The sequence below is a fragment of the Corynebacterium tuscaniense genome, assembly GCF_008693065.1.
GTDB classification, from domain to species: Bacteria; Actinomycetota; Actinomycetes; order Mycobacteriales; family Mycobacteriaceae; genus Corynebacterium; species Corynebacterium tuscaniense.
This window is the reverse complement of record NZ_VXKH01000041.1, coordinates 1-16,254: the sequence shown is the minus strand read 5'-3', so window position 1 is coordinate 16,254 and position 16,254 is coordinate 1. Positions and strand designations below refer to the sequence as shown.

The 16,254-nt window shown below is 61.5% G+C and carries 14 protein-coding genes and 1 pseudogene; 12 read left to right on the top strand and 3 right to left on the bottom strand.

Going from position 1 to position 16,254, the window contains the following annotated elements:
- Positions 1-489, top strand: a 489-nt coding sequence (locus tag F4V54_RS07850) for a CPBP family intramembrane glutamic endopeptidase (RefSeq protein ID WP_150386774.1), incomplete at its 5' end; no start/stop codon positions are given.
- 78 nt (positions 490-567) lie between these two features.
- On the opposite strand, the gene mfd is transcribed toward F4V54_RS07850, so the two are convergent.
- Positions 568-4,191, bottom strand: a complete 3,624-nt coding sequence (gene mfd / locus F4V54_RS07845; RefSeq protein ID WP_150386773.1) for a transcription-repair coupling factor — start codon at positions 4,189-4,191, stop codon at positions 568-570.
- A 262-nt stretch (positions 4,192-4,453) separates the two neighbouring features.
- Here mfd and F4V54_RS11855 point away from each other — a divergent pair, with 262 nt between their 5' ends.
- From F4V54_RS11855 to pth (F4V54_RS07810), 8 genes are all read left to right on the top strand, one after another.
- On the top strand, positions 4,454-4,585 hold the full coding sequence (locus tag F4V54_RS11855; protein ID WP_282958584.1) for a hypothetical protein: 132 nt from the start codon (positions 4,454-4,456) through the stop codon (positions 4,583-4,585).
- Between the two features lie 129 nt (positions 4,586-4,714).
- A complete protein-coding gene (locus F4V54_RS07840; RefSeq protein ID WP_150386772.1) occupies positions 4,715-5,260 on the top strand; it encodes a hypothetical protein in 546 nt (181 codons plus the stop codon).
- 72 nt (positions 5,261-5,332) lie between these two features.
- Entirely contained in the window at positions 5,333-6,565 is a 1,233-nt protein-coding gene (locus F4V54_RS07835; RefSeq protein ID WP_211359473.1) for an MFS transporter, read from the top strand.
- A gap of 71 nt (positions 6,566-6,636) precedes the next feature.
- Complete coding sequence (gene glmU / locus F4V54_RS07830; RefSeq protein WP_376998148.1) at positions 6,637-8,124, top strand: bifunctional UDP-N-acetylglucosamine diphosphorylase/glucosamine-1-phosphate N-acetyltransferase GlmU; 1,488 nt, start codon at positions 6,637-6,639, stop codon at positions 8,122-8,124.
- A gap of 21 nt (positions 8,125-8,145) precedes the next feature.
- Entirely contained in the window at positions 8,146-9,123 is a 978-nt protein-coding gene (locus F4V54_RS07825) for a ribose-phosphate diphosphokinase (protein WP_150386771.1), read from the top strand.
- An 83-nt stretch (positions 9,124-9,206) separates the two neighbouring features.
- Positions 9,207-10,523 carry an amino acid permease gene (locus F4V54_RS07820; RefSeq protein WP_150386770.1) on the top strand — a complete coding sequence of 439 codons (1,317 nt, stop codon included), beginning with the start codon at positions 9,207-9,209 and terminating at the stop codon, positions 10,521-10,523.
- Positions 10,524-10,772: 249 nt separating this feature from the next.
- Positions 10,773-11,414: a 50S ribosomal protein L25/general stress protein Ctc gene (locus F4V54_RS07815; protein WP_102723246.1), complete on the top strand. Its 642-nt coding sequence runs from the start codon at positions 10,773-10,775 to the stop codon at positions 11,412-11,414.
- An 89-nt stretch (positions 11,415-11,503) separates the two neighbouring features.
- Positions 11,504-12,061, top strand: coding sequence for an aminoacyl-tRNA hydrolase (pth, locus tag F4V54_RS07810; protein WP_150386769.1), 558 nt, complete (start codon positions 11,504-11,506; stop codon positions 12,059-12,061).
- 24 nt (positions 12,062-12,085) lie between these two features.
- Here pth (F4V54_RS07810) and F4V54_RS07805 read toward each other — a convergent pair whose 3' ends face one another.
- A complete protein-coding gene (locus F4V54_RS07805; RefSeq protein WP_150386768.1) occupies positions 12,086-13,036 on the bottom strand; it encodes a nitronate monooxygenase in 951 nt (316 codons plus the stop codon).
- On the opposite strand from F4V54_RS07805, the gene pth (F4V54_RS07800) reads away from it, so the two are divergent.
- The gene (pth, locus tag F4V54_RS07800) at positions 13,035-13,712 is read left to right on the top strand and encodes an aminoacyl-tRNA hydrolase (protein WP_150386767.1); all 678 of its coding nucleotides are present in this window, start codon (positions 13,035-13,037) and stop codon (positions 13,710-13,712) included. The genes F4V54_RS07805 and pth (F4V54_RS07800) overlap by 2 nt on opposite strands.
- On the opposite strand, the gene F4V54_RS07795 is transcribed toward pth (F4V54_RS07800), so the two are convergent.
- Positions 13,709-14,254, bottom strand: coding sequence for an NADPH-dependent FMN reductase (locus F4V54_RS07795; protein WP_150386766.1), 546 nt, complete (start codon positions 14,252-14,254; stop codon positions 13,709-13,711). The two genes, pth (F4V54_RS07800) and F4V54_RS07795, sit on opposite strands and share 4 nt — an antisense overlap.
- Before the next feature lie 74 nt (positions 14,255-14,328).
- Here F4V54_RS07795 and F4V54_RS07790 point away from each other — a divergent pair.
- Positions 14,329-15,279 (top strand): annotated as a pseudogene (locus tag F4V54_RS07790) (NAD(P)/FAD-dependent oxidoreductase).
- A 59-nt stretch (positions 15,280-15,338) separates the two neighbouring features.
- Positions 15,339-16,254: GTP-binding protein (locus F4V54_RS07785; protein WP_150386765.1), on the top strand; the 916-nt coding region annotated here is incomplete at its 3' end.

Sequence of the window (16,254 nt, the reverse complement as noted above, 5' to 3'; positions counted from 1 at the left end):
GCCGGCACGTGGAGGGTATGGGGCGACCAGCAAGCATTCGCGGGCCGCGCGGTGCCGGATCTCCTGCGGGGTGCGGCCATGGGTGGCGCGCTCGCGGTAGTTTTTCTGCTCGGTGCGCTGGTGGTACGCCACATCCCACTGTTGGCTGGGCCAGTGTCAGAGCTACTCAGTATGCCCAGCGCGGGTGGCTGGCTGCCTACGCTCACCGTGCTGATCTTGAACGGCATCGGCGAAGAGCTCGTCTACCGCGACGCGCTGCCCCGGCAACTGCGTGGCCGCTTCAATGAGCTAGCGGTTGGCGTGATCTCCACCGGTGTCTACTGCCTAGTCACCATCGGGATGGGCGTCCCGCTGCTCGTCTTTGCCGCTGGCGTTCTCGGCGCGCTGTGTTTCTACGAAGCATCCCGCACGCGCCGGGTCATCTCTCCCATCGCAGTGCACCTCACGTGGTCGGTGACGATGCTGCTGGCGATGCCGCTGGTGCTGTAGCTCCAGAGTAAAAGTTACGAGTACAGTCGTAACTTTTTCTCAAAAGGCACCAAGGCTGCGAGTATGGTCGTAACTTTTCTACTCGCTCACAGAGAAGACACGTTTGCCTTTTGGCTTTTCGTCGTCCCCACCCCTCACCGAAATCTCCTCCGCATCAAAGATCGCAGAGAGGAAATCCGCAACCCACTGCAGGAGTTCCTCATCACGGAGGTTGGGCGCGTTGAGAGCCGGTTTCGCACCGCCTTCGCGTGGGAACGGAACCTGCACGGCTTTGGCAGCCGCACGGTAATTGGATCCCGGATAGAGGCGCTTGAGGCGCACCTGCTTGGAATCGGGCATGTCCACTGGGTGGAACTTCAGGCGGGTGCCCTGCATGGTGATGTCGGAAACAGCGGCACGTCGTGCCTGGTGGCGGAGCCGCGCCACCGCGAAGAGACGTGAGACTTCCTCGGGCATTTCACCGAAGCGGTCGGTGAGTTCTTCGGCGACGTGCGCCAGCTCCGCGTTATCACGTGCGGCGGCGAGTTTGCGGTAGCTTTCCAGGCGGAGGCGCTCGGAGTTGATATAGGACTCCGGAATGTGGGCGTCCACAGGCAGATCAATGCGAATCTCCTTCGGCCCCTGGTCGGTGGCATCCACGACATCGCCGGACATGAGGGACTTGAAGGTCTCCACTGCCTCGCCGACGAGGCGGACGTACATGTCAAAACCAACACCGGCGATATGGCCGGACTGTTGTGCGCCTAAAACGTTGCCGGCGCCACGCATCTCCAGGTCCTTTTGCGCCACCGCCATGCCAGCACCCAAGTCATTGTGCTGGGCGATGGTGGCCAAGCGGTCATAGGAGGTCTCCGTGAGCACCTTGTCCTTGGGGTACAAGAAATAGGCGTAGCCACGCTCGCGGGATCGGCCCACACGACCGCGCAGCTGGTGGAGCTGGGACAGGCCCATGTTCTGCGCGTTTTCCACGATGAGGGTGTTCGCGTTCGCAATATCCAGGCCGGTTTCCACGATGGTGGTGCACACCAGCACGTCGTACTCGCGGTTCCAGAAGCCCTGCACGGTTTGTTCCAGCAGCTGCTCGCCCATCTGGCCATGCGCCACGACAATGCGCGCCTCCGGTACGAGCTCACGCAGGTGGCGCGCCGTTTTCTCAATGTCGGCGACTTTGTTGTGGATGTAGAACACCTGGCCGTCCCGAAGCAATTCGCGGCGGATCGCAGCGGCAATCTGCTTATCCTCCTGTGCGCCGACATAAGTGAGCACCGGGTGGCGGTCCTCGGGCGGGGTGGTAATCGAGGTCATCTCACGGATACCCGTCAGGGACATCTCCAGGGTGCGCGGAATCGGCGTTGCCGTCATGGTGAGAACGTCCACGTGGGACTTGAGCGCCTTGATGTGCTCCTTGTGCTCCACACCGAAGCGCTGTTCCTCATCCACCACGATGAGGCCCAGGTTCTTCCACTGCACGCCCGTCTGCAGGAGGCGGTGGGTACCGATCACGATGTCGACGGAGCCGTCCGCAAGGCCCTTCAGCGTCTTCTTCGCCTCGGCGGCGGTGGTGAAGCGGGACAGTTCCCGTATCTCCACCCCGAAGCCATCCATGCGCTGGGTGAAGGTGGCGTAGTGCTGCTGGGACAGCAGCGTCGTGGGCACGAGCACCGCGACCTGCTTGCCATCCTGCACCGCCTTGAACGCGGCGCGCACCGCGACTTCGGTCTTGCCAAAGCCCACGTCGCCCACGATGACGCGGTCCATCGGCGATGGCTTTTCCATGTCCGCCTTCACCGCCTCAATGGCAGCCATCTGGTCTTCGGTTTCCACGAAGGGGAAGTTGTCTTCCATCTCCAGCTGCCACGGTGAATCAGGCGCGAAAGCGTGGCCCGGCGCGGAGGCGCGCTTGGCGTAGAGCTCAATGAGTTCAGCGGCGATCTCGCGCACAGCGGCGCGTGCCTTGCGCTTGGTGTTCTTCCAGTCGGAGCCACCCATCTTGGACAGGCTTGGACTTTCCCCGCCGGTGTACTTGCTCAGCAGGTCCAGCGAGTCCATGGGCACCCATAGCTGGTCGCCGGGTTGACCGCGCTTTGCGGGCTGGTATTCCAGCACGATGTATTCGCGGCGGGCGTCCCCAACGGTGCGCTCGGCCATCTTCACAAACTTGCCGATGCCGTGGGTGTCATGCACCACGTAATCCCCCGGTTTGAGCGCCAGCGGATCAACCCGGTTGCGGCGGCGCGGCGCACGGCGTTTGGCACCTGCAATGTCACCCACACGGTTGCCGGTCACATCCGTTTCGGTGAACACGACCAGGCCCGGCCCGGTGAAGGTCAGGCCGGCATGGGAAATCCCCTGGTACAGCGTGACCTGCCCATCGACGGGTTCAAGCCCCGGGGTGGCAATGCGCACGGACACACCATTTTCACGCAGCCGGTCCGCCATGCGGTCGATTGTTCCCTTGGCGGGTGCAACAAACGCTGCATGACCACCGTTCTGCAAGTGCAGTTTGATCTTGCCGTACAGCGCTTCAACTTCTTTCAGGTCACCTTTGGGGGCCGGCGCCGGCTCAAATTCCAGGGGCAAGGTGATCTCATCCGCCATGCCCATCCCCGGTGGCGCGACGGTCCACCACGCATTGCCGGACTTCAGTGCGGAGGCCTCCAAGGATTCAAAGGAGCGGTACGAGCTCGCCGAAACATCCAGGCCCTCGGCAGCCACCGGGCCTTCGGCCCCCATCGCGGCGGCCTCCCACCCAGCTTCAAGGAATTCCTCATCAGTGGCCTGCAAATCAGCAATACGGGTGCGTACCTTCTCCGGGGATGTCACCAACACGACAGACCCAGCAGGCATGAGCGCCGGCAGCACTTCAAAGGGCTGGTCCGTCAGCGCCGGGATGAGCGCCTCCATCCCGTCCGGATAGGAGCCGCCCGCAATCCGCTCGAGCATCTCCACCAAGGTGCGGTTGCCCGGATAGGACTGGGCGAGGGTGGTGGCGCGGGTGCTCACTGAGGCGTCGATAAGCAATTGGCGCGCGGGGTGCAGATCAACCGCGCTGATGTCTTCGATGGTGCGCTGATCCGCGACGGCGAAGGAGCGCAGTTCCGTGACCTCGTCGCCCCAGAATTCAATGCGCACGGGGTGCTCGGAGGTCGTGGGAAAGACGTCGATGATGCCACCACGCGTGGCAAATTCGCCGCGGCTAGCCACCATGTCCACGTGGTTATATGCGAGGTCCACGAGGCGCTGGGTCAGTTCACCGAAATCATGTTCTTCCTCAACTGCCACCACGACAGGTTCTACCGGTGGCAACACTGGCTGGCAGGCCGCGCGCGCGGACGCCACCACCACGCGGGTCTGATCCAGCTCGTTCACAACTTTGTTGCGTTTGCCCACAACGTCAGCCGCGGGCGAGAGTCGCTCATGCGGCAAGGTCTCAAACGCCGGCATGAGAGCCACAGCATCGCGCCCCAACATCGCGGCGAGCTCCGCGGAAAGATCCTCCGCCTCATGCCCCGTTGCCGTTATCAGCAGCACGGGCGCCTTACGCGCAATCGTGCCCGTCGCCCACGGCCACACCTGATCAATGCCCGTGATGTGGAGCGATTCCTCCCCCACCCGTTTCAGCAGGCCAGTGAGCTTCGGATCCGTCATGGCTTGGGTGAGCACCCCAGCCAGCATGGGTAGGTCGGTTGAATCGTGTGCCATAAGCCCTATAAAACCTCAGTGCGCGCTTTCTGCAGTACAAGTCAGGCAATAAAAAAGCTTCCCCACCAGGACTCGAACCTAGAATGACGGTACCAAAAACCGTAGTGTTGCCAATTACACCATGGGGAAAGACGTCCCAGAGCTTACCAAATCTGGCTCGAGGCTCGAAATAAGGCATTTGCTTATCGACGTTTCCCCGCGCCCCACCAGCTACCCTTAAGCCGAAACGCTTTCACCCCGTGCCTTTGGAGTCCCGTCAACGATGTCAAAGACCGACAAAATCTTGCTGACAATTCTGGCTGTGTTACTGCTCATTGTGACTGTGATGGGCGGTGTCATTGCTACGAAGGTGGGATTGTTTGAATCCCGCACAATGGCGGAACCGGTGAGCTGACCTCCCCCACGTTGAAGCGCCACTCCACCCTGACCCGTACCGGGAAGAACACCTACCGCGAGGACATCGTCCACGGCGAAGGCGACACTGGCACCGAATGGACCTTCACCCCCCAGCAAGGACGACACCATGAATGTCTCCTACACCACCCCGGATGGCGCAACCTCCACCGCGCAGCTGCCCGAAACAGATCCGAATGAAACTGCCGGCGAGGTAGGCATCAACCCGAATGCGCCTGGTACGGAACCAGATGGCATCGAGTTCCCAGAACCGGTTGTTCGAACAACGGGCACTCTGGAAACCGCAGGCACATCTGAGGGTGAAATCGGCCTCTCCCCGTCCGGCCCAGTGCTGAACTTCTACCGCAGGTTCACCGAAACTCCGGGCGGGGAGCCGGTTAAAGGCTCATGTGAACCAGCAGCTTTTGATGCCGTTGTTGAGGAATGGCCCACCCCGATGGGAACCGCCGTCCTCTTCTGCGATGGCTCATGGGCCACAGCCGGACAAAACGGTACTGATTTCATCGGACATTTCCACTTCACCAATGGCCAGTGGGAAGTCATCGATTATGACGGCCAATCCTCAGTTACCAGACACCACTGTTTTGATCACAACAAACTGCGTGCGCTGGGTGTTCCGAATGATTTGCTGACCAGGGTGCTTGAGTGCGATTAGTGCGGGTAGCCCGCGTTAAGTTAGCCGACACTTAGCGCGACGTGGGTTTCCGCAGCACCTACTATCCGGTGTATGAATTCCCCCATGCCGCATGAGGAGCACAACGCTCGCCGGTTCATCTGGTCAAACGGCCTACAGAATATCGGCGATCAGATTGTCGCACCGAAAACTGTTCTGGCCTGGATGTTTACTGTCGCTGGAGTGCCGACAGTGTTCACATCCTTCCTGGTGCCTATCAGAGAATCAGGCTCCATGCTGCCGCAGTTCGCGCTCAGCCCGTGGGTCACGTCGCACGCCTCACGCAAAAAAGTGTGGCTTATCGGTTCATGGGGTCAAGCCATTTCGGCTGCGCTCATCGCCGTTGCTGCTTTGTTTTTCAAAGGCACCCTTCTCGGCATCACCACCCTTATCCTCGTTGGTGCACTAGCACTGTTCAGGGCGGTGTGCTCGATTGCTGGCAAGGATGTTCAAGGGCGCACCATCTCCAAGGGCCGCCGAGGACTCATCACCGGTCGCGCCACCGCGCTGGGTGGCGGTTTCACGCTCGCCGTCGGTTTGATTCTGTTTTTCCTGCCCAATGACCTGCCGGAATGGGGCATCGTGGCGCTGATCGCCCTGGGCGCATCCATGTGGGCCTTCGCCAGCATTGTGTTCTCCGACATTAAAGAACCGGCAGCAGAGGTGGAAAAGTCCACGGGCCTCCACGGCTTCAAGCAAATGTGGCAGCTGGTCAAGGGCGACCGGGCCCTGCAGAATTTCCTCATCGTGCGTTCCCTGCTGCTGGCCACGGCGCTGTCCACCCCGTTCATCGTGGTGCTTGCGCACCGTGAGGGTGCGAACTTGGCAGGGCTGGGCGCCTTCATCATCGCCTCGGGCGGTGCGGCGTTGGTGGGTGGCCGCATCTCTGGGCTGTGGTCTGACAGGTCCTCCAAAACCACGATGTCGTGGGCTGCGGCGGTTGGTTCCACTGTCATCGTTCTCGTGGTACTCAGCGCCCAATTCGCCCCAGCCGGAGTGAATGCCTGGGTCATGCCCCTCGGCTTCTTCTTGGTCAACCTGGCGCACACGACGGTGCGCGTGGCCCGCAAGACCTACTTAGTGGACATGTGCGAGGGTGACCGGCGCACACTCATCACGGGTGTGTCCAACACGGTCATGGGCATCGTGCTGCTCATAGTCGGTGCGATTTCCTCCGCGATTGCCGCGTTCGGCCCGCAGGCCGCGCTGCTCTTCCTCGCTGCCATGGGATTTGCTGGTGTCATTGGTGCAGCACGCCTCAAAGACGTCTCAGACCCCGGTGTCTGAGCCGGCACGGTTAAGCTGTGGGAAGCTAGATTCTGTTCGCCTGACGTACTAACTACAAGGAGACCCTGCCGGTGACCACACCTGCTATCCCGTCTGATTCCTCTTCCCCGCAGCGCGCTGTTGTTGTTCTCGCTGCTGGCGCGGGAACCCGCATGAAGTCAACGAAGCAGAAGACGCTCCACGAGATCGGTGGACGCAGCCTGCTGTCGCACTCTTTGCACGCAGCCGCCGGTGTGCACCCAGCGCACCTCGTCGCCGTGGTGGGCCACCAGCGTGACCAGGTCTCCCCCGCCGTGGACGCAATCGCTGAGCACATGCACGTGACCATCCTTCAAGCGGTACAGGAGGAACAAAACGGCACCGGCCACGCCGTGCAGGTCGGCCTGGAGGCGATCCCGGATTTCACGGGCACCGTTGTAGTGACCAATGGGGATGTGCCGTTGTTGAGGGCGGAGACGATTGAGAAGCTCGTCGATAAGCATGAAAGCGAACATGCCGCGGTGACCGTGCTCTCCCTCGAATTCGAGAATCCCACGGGCTACGGGCGCATCATCCGCGACGCGGCCGGTGACGTGCAAGAAATCGTGGAAGAAAAAGATGCGACGGATGAGCAGCGCCGTGTGCGCGAGGTCAATTCCGGCGTCTTCGCATTCGATGGCGCCGTGCTGCGCGATGCACTAACCCGCATCAATTCGGACAATGCGCAGGGCGAGCTGTACATCACGGATGTGCTGGGCATCGCGCGTAACGACGGCCACAGGGTCGCCGCATTCACCGCCCCCGATGCCCGCGAACTCGCCGGTGTCAATGACCGTGTCCAGCTCGCCGCAGCCGGTAAGGAACTCAACCGCCGCCTGGTGGAACGCGCAATGCGCGCCGGCGCCACCGTCATCGATCCAGCCACAACCTGGATTGGTGTGGACGTAGAAATCGGCCAGGATGTGACCATCCACCCCAACACTCAGCTGTGGGGTTCCACCAAGATCGGCGACGGCGCCACGATCGGCCCAGACACCACTCTCACCGACATGGAAGTTGGTAGCGGCGCCACCGTCGTGCGCACCCAGGGCGAGCTCGGCGTGATCGGTGATGAAGCCACCGTGGGTCCCTTCACCTACATCCGTCCGGGCACGACGCTGGGCGCGCGCGGCAAGCTCGGCGGCTTCGTGGAAGCCAAGAACGCCCAGATCGGCGAAGGTTCTAAGGTCCCCCACCTCACCTACATCGGCGATGCCACGGTGGGCCGCGAATCCAACATTGGCGCCTCTTCCGTTTTTGTGAACTATGACGGCGTAAACAAGCACCACACCACCATCGGCGACCACTGCCGCACCGGCTCCGACACCATGTTTGTGGCACCGGTGACCGTGGGCGATGGCGCGTATACGGGCGCGGGTACAGTAGTCACTGAAGATGTTCCCGCTGGCGCCCTGGCCATTAAGGAAGGACGCCAGCGCAACATCGAGGGCTGGGTGGAAGCCAAGCGGCCCGGTACGGCCGCAGCGGACGCTGCCCAGCGCGCACGTGAGAACGCAACTGATACCGCGAGCGACAACTGACTGAAAGGCAACACCTGACCCATGACCGGTAAGAAAGTCGAAAGCCACAAAGATCTCAAGGTCTTTTCGGGCCGTGCGCACCCCGAGCTGGCGGAGCAAGTCGCCCGCGAACTCGGCATCGAACTGGTGCCCACCACGGCGCGCGACTTCGCCAACGGCGAGATCTTCATCCGCTTCGGGGAGTCCGTCCGTGGCTCTGACTGCTTTGTCATCCAGTCCCACGCACAGCCGCTGAACAAGTGGCTCATGGAGCAGCTCATCATGATTGATGCTCTCAAGCGTGGTTCGGCTAAGCGAATCACCGCGATTCTGCCGTTCTACCCGTACGCCCGTCAGGACAAGAAGCACCGCGGCCGCGAACCGATTTCTGCCCGCCTGGTTGCTGATCTGCTCACCGCCGCTGGCGCCGACCGCATCGTGTCCGTGGACCTGCACACCGCCCAGATCCAGGGCTTCTTCGATGGCCCGGTGGACCACATGCACGCGATGCCGATCCTGACGGATTACATCAAGTCCAAGTACTCGCTGGACAACCTCGTTGTGGTCTCCCCTGACGCGGGCCGTGTGAAGACGGCTGAGAAGTGGGCCAACACGTTGGGCGACGCGCCGATGGCCTTCGTGCACAAGACCCGCGACATCGACGCTGCAAACAAGGTTGTGTCCAACCGCGTTGTTGGTGAGGTTGAAGGCAAGGACTGTGTGCTTCTCGACGACATGATTGACACCGGCGGCACCATCGCCGGAGCCGTTGGCGTTCTGAAGGATGCCGGCGCCCGCTCCGTGCTGATTGCCACCACGCACGGTGTGTTCTCCGACCCGGCGCGTGAGCGTCTGTCCAACTGCGGTGCGGAGGAGATCATCACCACTGACACGCTCCCACAGAGCACCGAGGGCTGGACGAACCTCACCGTGCTGTCTATCGCCCCGCTGCTGGCACGCACGATCCACGAGATCTTCGAAAACGGTTCCGTAACCACTCTGTTTGAGGGCCAAGCGTAAAAGTGTCCGCCCCAACACCAGACCCAGCTGTCCAGGCTGGGTCTTCTCCTGTGCAGGACGTAGATTCTGGTCTGCACAGGGCCATGAAGAGCCGCCAGCTCCACATGATCGCGCTGGGCTCTGCCATTGGTACGGGTCTGTTCTTGGGTTCTGCCGAATCCATTAATTATGCCGGCCCGGCCGTGCTGGTCACATTCCTTATCGTGGGTGTGGTCGTGTATCTGCTCATGCGCATGCTGGGCGAAATGGCTGTGGCTAACCCTGTGTCCGGTTCTTTCGCGGCGTACGCCCGCGAGTACATCAGCCCCCGCGCCGGTTTCATCGTTGGGTGGAACTGGTGGTACACCACCATCGTGGTGGGAATGATTGAGCTCACCGCCATGGGCACCTTTCTGGACTTTTGGTTCCCGGACATCCCGCACTGGGTGACGGCACTGGTCACGCTCGTCATCGTGTTGATCATCAATGCTGCCCGCGTGAGTATCTTCGCTGAGGCTGAGTATTGGCTGTCGTTGATCAAAGTCCTCGCCCTCGTGGCCATGATCATCCTTGGCTTCGTCCTGGTGCTCATGCCTTCCTCCGATGCTGGGTTCCACAACCTGACCACCCATGGAGGCTTCGTCCCAATGGGCGCCACCGGCGTCGTGTTCTCCTTGGTCGCGGTCACATTCACCTTCGGCGGCATCATGTCCGTGGGAACGGCCGCCGGGGAGGCTGAAAATCCGGAACAAACGATCCCCAGGGCTATCAACTCCATCATCTGGCGCATCCTGGTGTTCTACATCGGTGGCATGAGCGTCATTTTGTTGCTGGCTCCGTGGGATGAGCAAGGAGCTTCTGAGAGTCCCTTCGTGCGCGTGCTCACTTTCGTAGGCATCGATGGCGCGGCGCATCTACTCAACCTGGTGATCATGGCCGCCGTCGCATCCGTGTGCAACACCATGACGTACTCGGGCGCACGAATGCTGCGCGACCTTTCCCGTAATGGGCAGGCTCCCAGCTACTTCGCGCACACGACACAGAAAGGTCTGCCCCTGCGCGCCCTACTGTTCAACGGCGCACTCATGGGTTCCGTTGTCCTGCTCAATTACTTCTTTGAGGGCAAGATTTTCACCATCCTGCTCGCCGTTGTGGTCGGCTCGGAGCTGATCACGTGGGCGGCAGTGAACTTCGCACACCTCAACTTCCGCAAGCGCGGCTACTCGTCCAGCTTCACGGCTCCGCTGTATCCGGTGGCTAACTACGTGTGCGCCGCCTACTTCGTACTGGTGATCGTTCTTATGGCCATGCTGCCCGATTACCGCGTGGGCCTTGCGGCAATGAGCGTGTGGGCCGTGATCCTCTTCACCGTGGCGTCACTATCACGCTCCGCGGGAGAAACTCCTGACACCACTGGTTAACCGCCACTGCGCGTTTGGTTAGCCGACCGGAGTGCTGCTAAGATTTTCCAGGTCTCGGCGAGGGACTTGCTGATCGCTCTGATCGATCTAGATCAATCAGGAGAGATCAGCAGGGCCGTTATCGACGCGATGAAGACTTTCGCTGCTCGCGCAGCATCACACGGTCACTCGACGAGAACGTATTGTCACTTTCGTCTGGGTGGCCGGTTTTGTAGCCCCACCCGGTGAGAACACCATAGGAGAACCATCATGGCTACCACCCCTGTTATTAAGGCTGAGAAGCGCGAAGAGTTTGGTAAGGGCGCTTCCCGTCGTCTGCGCGCAGCAGGTCGCGTGCCGGGCGTCATTTACTCTGCGGGCGAAGAAAATATTCACTTCCACGTGGACATCCTGGAGATCACCGCTCTGGTGCGTAATGATGGCACTAACGCCATCCTCGAGCTCGAGGTCGAGGGCGAGAAGCACCTGGCCATCGTGAAGCACGTCGACCAGAACGTACTCACCCTCAACATTGACCACATTGACCTCCTGGGCGTGAAGCGCGGCGAGAAGGTCAACGTGGAGGTCCCGGTCATCTACGAGGGCGAGGCTGCTCCGGACGCTGTTGTCCTGCAGGAGCTGGACCTGGTGGAGATCGAGGTCGATGCCCTCAAGATTCCGGACGAGATCGTCGTGTCCATCGAAGGCAAGGAGATCGGCGACCAGATCCTGGCAGGCGACCTGCCGCTGCCGGAGGGTGCAGAGCTGCTCACCGATCCGGAGTACCTGGTCATCAACGTCACCTTCCAGCAGGTCGATGAAGAGATCGAGGCTGCCGCTGAGGAAGCTGAGGAGGGCGGCGCTGAGGCTGGCGCTGAGTCCACCGAGGAAGCTGCCGAGGGCGAAGAGTAAGCCGCTTATCGACGCTAACGGCTAAACGCCTCAACGGCCGGCACCCCACCGCGGGGTTGCCGGCCGTTTCTTCATTTATGCTGGACTGCATGTCTGCGTCTTCACCGGTTCTCATCGTCGGCCTGGGTAACCCCGGCACCATCTATGCCCAAACCCGCCACAATGCGGGAGCCATGCTTGTCGACGAACTCTTGGACCGCACCAGCCCCATGCCCGCGCAGCTGAGCGTGCACAAGAAGACAAACACCGAAGTCGCCGAACTCACTGCCGGGCGCCTAACCAACCGCCGCACAATCCTGGCCCGCACCCGCGGCTTCATGAATGTCTCCGGGGGCCCAGTTAAAGCTCTGGCCAGCTACTACGGAATCAAGCCTACGGACATCTACATCATCTACGACGAACTCGACCTCGACTTCGGCCACGTCAAACTCCGCTTGGGCGGTGGCGACCACGGCCACAACGGACTGAAGTCCGTGACTAAATCCCTGGGCACCCCGAATTACAACCGTCTCGCCATCGGCATCGGCCGCCCACCCGGCCGCCAGGCACCGGCCGACTACGTGCTCAAGCCATTCAGCAAACAAGAGTCCGCCGAACTTCCCATCACGCTCGCTAATGCCGCCGACGAACTCCTCGCTGCCCTCTAACTCGCTGCCCTTTAAGGAGATGCGCTACTGCCCCAGCAGTTTCGCCTCAATCTCGACCGCTGGCCCCTCGGCCAGCTTGCCCACGAAGTCCTCACCCACCAAGCAATAGGCATGGTCCGGGTCGCAGCGCAGCGATTTTTGCATGGCATTCAGATGCGGGTACAGCGGCGGAAGGTTCTCGTGCTCACGCGTAAAGCGGGTCTCCACACCACGCGCATAGCGTCCAGAAAAGGCACGGGTGGACACAGACTCCCCGCCCTCGCGCAAGACGGAACGGTTGCGGTCGGAGGTGCCGGCTTCGTCAGCAAGCAAGAAAGCACTTCCGCAGGCGACAGACGTTGCGCCCCACTCGATGAGGCGCTCCACATCCTCGTGCGTGCGCGCACCACCAGCGGCGATGAGGGGAACGTTGACGTGGCGGAAGATGCCGTCGAGAAGCCTCTCGAGTGGCCGTGCATCCGGCTCCTCCGCGAGCGTCCACGTGGCGCGGTGACCGCCGGCCTTGGGGCCTTGCACGATTAGGCCATCCGCGCCCCGCTCGGTCGCTTTGAGCGCGTCCACCTCGTTCGTGACCGTCACCCACGCCTGAATGCCTGCGTCATGGATGCGGCGGAGCTCTTCCTCCGTGAAGCAGCCGAAGGTGCAGGAGATGATGGTGGCGCGGCCATCGGCCAACGCCAGCCCGAGTTTGTCGTGGAAGCCGAACGTGTAATCCGGCTCAGGGATCTCTGCGCCAAGCTCGGATGCGAGCGCCTCCAGGTCTTCCCGGCGCGGCTGCTCGCGCTGCGGGTAGAAAAGGTTCACCCCGAAGGGCTCCTCAACCCGCGCCAGCTCGTCGCGTGCCTGCTCAAACGTGCACGTGCCCCAGGCGAGGAAGCCGAAACCGACCGCGTTGACCAGCTCCGGGGTGCTGGGACCACCCGCCATGGGAGCGGCGATGACGCGGGGCAAACGTGCGGGAAGTTCAGGTGGCATGGGATCCACCATAACGCGCACGTCCCATAGACTTGGCACCGTGTTTAATTTCCTGCGCAGGCTGTTTTCGTCTTCCCCCGCACCGGCCCCCGCCCAAGACCGTGGCTTCAACCTCGCCGCGATCGACGCCGATTGGCTCATCGTCGGCCTGGGCAACCCCAGCCCGCAATACTCCGCTACCAGGCACAACGTGGGCTATATGGCACTCGATGAGGTTATCGACGCTCCCCTACAGCCGCTTCCCGGCATCAAGGCACATGGGGCACTAATCCCAGACACTTCGGCGTTCGCCGTGCGTTCAACGACCTACATGAATCTCTCTGGTGAGGGCATCGCGCCAGTGGCAGAAAAACTTGGGATTCCGCCTGAGCGCATCGTGGTCCTCCACGACGAGCTGGACCTACCCGCAGGGAAAGTGCGCGTGAAACTAGGCGGAAATGAGAACGGCCACAACGGCCTGAAGTCCCTGACCGAGCATCTGGGTACCCGCGATTACATCCGCGTGCGCATCGGCATTGGCCGCCCACCGAAGGGCACCCCGGTCCCCGACTGGGTTCTTGGCCCTGTCAAGGACAAGGGCCTTGACGTGCAGATCGCCCTGGCTGCGGAGGCTGCCCGACTCGTCGTCACTCAGGGCCTCCAGCGCGCGCAGAACGAGATCCACGCGAGAAACTAGCCTCGCAACTTCCCGGCGTACTCCTCCAGCCGGTCACACAGTGCGGCGAGCTCCGTCGCGCGGTGCGGCATCGGGTTGAAGCCATCGCGCATCTCCATCGCCTGGATGAAACCAAGCTGCTCGCGCACGTCGTGCATGTGGAAGTTCGACGCAATCTGTCGCCAGTGCTCGACCGCGCGGATTGCTCCAAGGCTGCCGTAGCCGACGAAGGCGATGGGCTTGCCCACCCACTCCGGCCCCAGGGTATCCACGGCATTCTTCAGTGCGGCCGGCACGGAGTGGTTGTACTCCGGAGTGATGAAGATGAACCCGTCACAGGCATCGATCGCCTGGGACCAGCGAGTCACCTCATCATTGTCGTACTGCTTGTTCATGAGCATGGGGAGGCCGGCGCCGTCGTAAAGCGGGAGCTCAAAATCTGCAAGGTCGATGAACTCATACTCGAAGCCTTCGCGCTCCCCGATGTTCTCCTTCAGCCAGCCGGCGACCTTCTCCGCGGTGCGTCCGTTACGGATAGATCCTATGATCACGCCGATTTTCATGTGTTTTCCTCTCATTTGCGTACAAGTCACTTAACTCGGCTACCCTCTAATAACGCCCAGTCGAACCTCCCGCGATGAAGCTCGAGCAACTAGTGTCTTCAACGCGAGAATATACCGAAAGAATTCCAGGGGATCAGGACATGGACGTCACGATCATCGGCGGAGGTTTCGCCGGAACCGCTGCAGCAATCAACTTGGCACGGGCGAATCGGTCCGTCTGCATGGTCGACGAAGGACGTCCGCGTAACCGCTTTAGCGAGCACGCGCACGGCATCCTGTGAATGGACTCAGTCAACCCAACCGAACTCTTGAAAAAGGGCCACACAGAATTCGAGTCCTTCGGTGGAACGATCGTGCGGGACCGCGCAAAGAAACTGGCAAGGGCACACGACAAATGGTCCGTAGCTCTCGGCAGTGGCAACGTCATCGAGTCTCCGCATGTCCTCGTGGCCACCGGCATCACCGACGTGTTGCCTGACGTGCCTGGCCTCTCCGCTCTATGGGGAACGCGAGTCTTCCACTGTCCTTATTGCCACGGCTTTGAGGTGAACGGGACGAACCTCGCTGTTATCGGCGGAGAGAATCCCGGCTTCACATTCCATATTTCGAAGCTGCTCACTAAGTGGGCAAAGACCGTCACGTTCTTCCCGAACGGACTCGAACTTCCCGCCAATGAGAACGCCGTTTTCGAATCCCTTGGTGTCGCTATCGTCGACGAGCCCGTCCTCGAGGTGGGCCCAGTGGAATCCGATCGAGTCGTAGTCCGCACGACAGGCCACCAATTCGTCTTCGAATCCTGTTTCACCGGTCCACGTTTCGAACCAAACGACGAACTGCTGCGCGAAGCTGGGTGTAATGTCGTCGACGGATGGGTCCATACACAACGTGGACTGACATCGCAGCCAGGACTGTGGGCGGCGGGCAATGTTGTCAGCTCGCCCGACCAAGTTTCGCAGGCGGCAGGCACGGGAGCAGCCATCGGGAGAGCGATCGACCAGGCTCTTTTCCTCGAAAAGCTGTCCTGATTCCGCTGCATTGCGCTAGTTAGCCCACGCAACGTCTAAGCGACTACCCTCTACAGGTCATGAGCACCGTTTCCGAGGCCGCCCGCCGCCGCACATTCGCCGTCATCGCACACCCGGACGCCGGTAAGTCAACGTTGACGGAAGCACTGGCGCTGCACGCGCACGTCATCGCGGAGGCCGGCGCGGTGCACGGCAAGGGCAACCGAAAGGCGACGGTGTCTGACTGGATGGAGATGGAGAAGGACCGTGGCATCTCCATCGCGTCATCGGCGCTGCAATTCGAATACGCGCCGGAGGGCCACGACGGCGAACCCTACGTGATCAACCTCGTGGACACCCCAGGTCACGCCGACTTCTCCGAGGACACCTACCGTGTGCTCTCCGCGGTCGATGCCGCAGTCATGCTTATCGACGCCGCCAAGGGCCTCGAGCCCCAAACCCTCAAACTCTTCCGTGTTTGCAAGGCCCGCGGCCTGCCCATTGTCACCGTGATCAACAAATGGGACCGCGTGGGACGGGAGCCCCTTGAGCTTGTCGACGAAATCGTCACCGAAATCGACCTCCAACCCACCCCCCTTTACTGGCCCGTTGGCGAAGCCGGTGACTTCCGTGGCCTCGCTCACGTCAACGCCGACGGTGAGGCGGACCAGTACATCCACTTCACCCGCACCGCCGGCGGTTCCACCATCGCGCCGGAAGAATACTTCACCCCGTCCGACGCCGCAGCCAAGGAGGGTGACGCCTGGGACACCGCTGTTGAGGAAGCTGAACTGCTGGCCGCCGACGGTGCCGTCCACAGCCAAGAACTCTTTGAGCAGTGCGTCACCTCCCCTTTGATCTTCGCCTCCGCGATGCTCAACTTTGGTGTGCACCAGATCCTAGACACCCTGTGCGCCATCGCCCCCGCCCCAGAGCGCCGCGCGTCTGACCCGCAAGCCATCGAGGCCGCCGCGACCGGAGGCGGGCAAGCCATCG

What these genes read in the sequence shown, in the direction of transcription:
- F4V54_RS07825 (WP_150386771.1), top strand. Translation starts at nt 8,146, where the DNA reads ATGACCGGTAAGAAAGTCGAAAGCCACAAAGATCTCAAGGTCTTTTCG.
- mfd (WP_150386773.1), bottom strand. Translation starts at nt 4,191, where the DNA reads ATGGCACACGATTCAACCGACCTACCCATGCTGGCTGGGGTGCTCACC.
- F4V54_RS07840 (WP_150386772.1), top strand. Translation starts at nt 4,715, where the DNA reads ATGAATGTCTCCTACACCACCCCGGATGGCGCAACCTCCACCGCGCAG.
- F4V54_RS07805 (WP_150386768.1), bottom strand. Translation starts at nt 13,036, where the DNA reads ATGCCACCTGAACTTCCCGCACGTTTGCCCCGCGTCATCGCCGCTCCC.
- F4V54_RS07820 (WP_150386770.1), top strand. Translation starts at nt 9,207, where the DNA reads ATGAAGAGCCGCCAGCTCCACATGATCGCGCTGGGCTCTGCCATTGGT.
- pth (WP_150386767.1), top strand. Translation starts at nt 13,035, where the DNA reads ATGGGATCCACCATAACGCGCACGTCCCATAGACTTGGCACCGTGTTT.
- pth (WP_150386769.1), top strand. Translation starts at nt 11,504, where the DNA reads ATGTCTGCGTCTTCACCGGTTCTCATCGTCGGCCTGGGTAACCCCGGC.
- F4V54_RS07795 (WP_150386766.1), bottom strand. Translation starts at nt 14,254, where the DNA reads ATGAAAATCGGCGTGATCATAGGATCTATCCGTAACGGACGCACCGCG.
- F4V54_RS07815 (WP_102723246.1), top strand. Translation starts at nt 10,773, where the DNA reads ATGGCTACCACCCCTGTTATTAAGGCTGAGAAGCGCGAAGAGTTTGGT.
- F4V54_RS07835 (WP_211359473.1), top strand. Translation starts at nt 5,333, where the DNA reads ATGAATTCCCCCATGCCGCATGAGGAGCACAACGCTCGCCGGTTCATC.
- F4V54_RS11855 (WP_282958584.1), top strand. Translation starts at nt 4,454, where the DNA reads ATGTCAAAGACCGACAAAATCTTGCTGACAATTCTGGCTGTGTTACTG.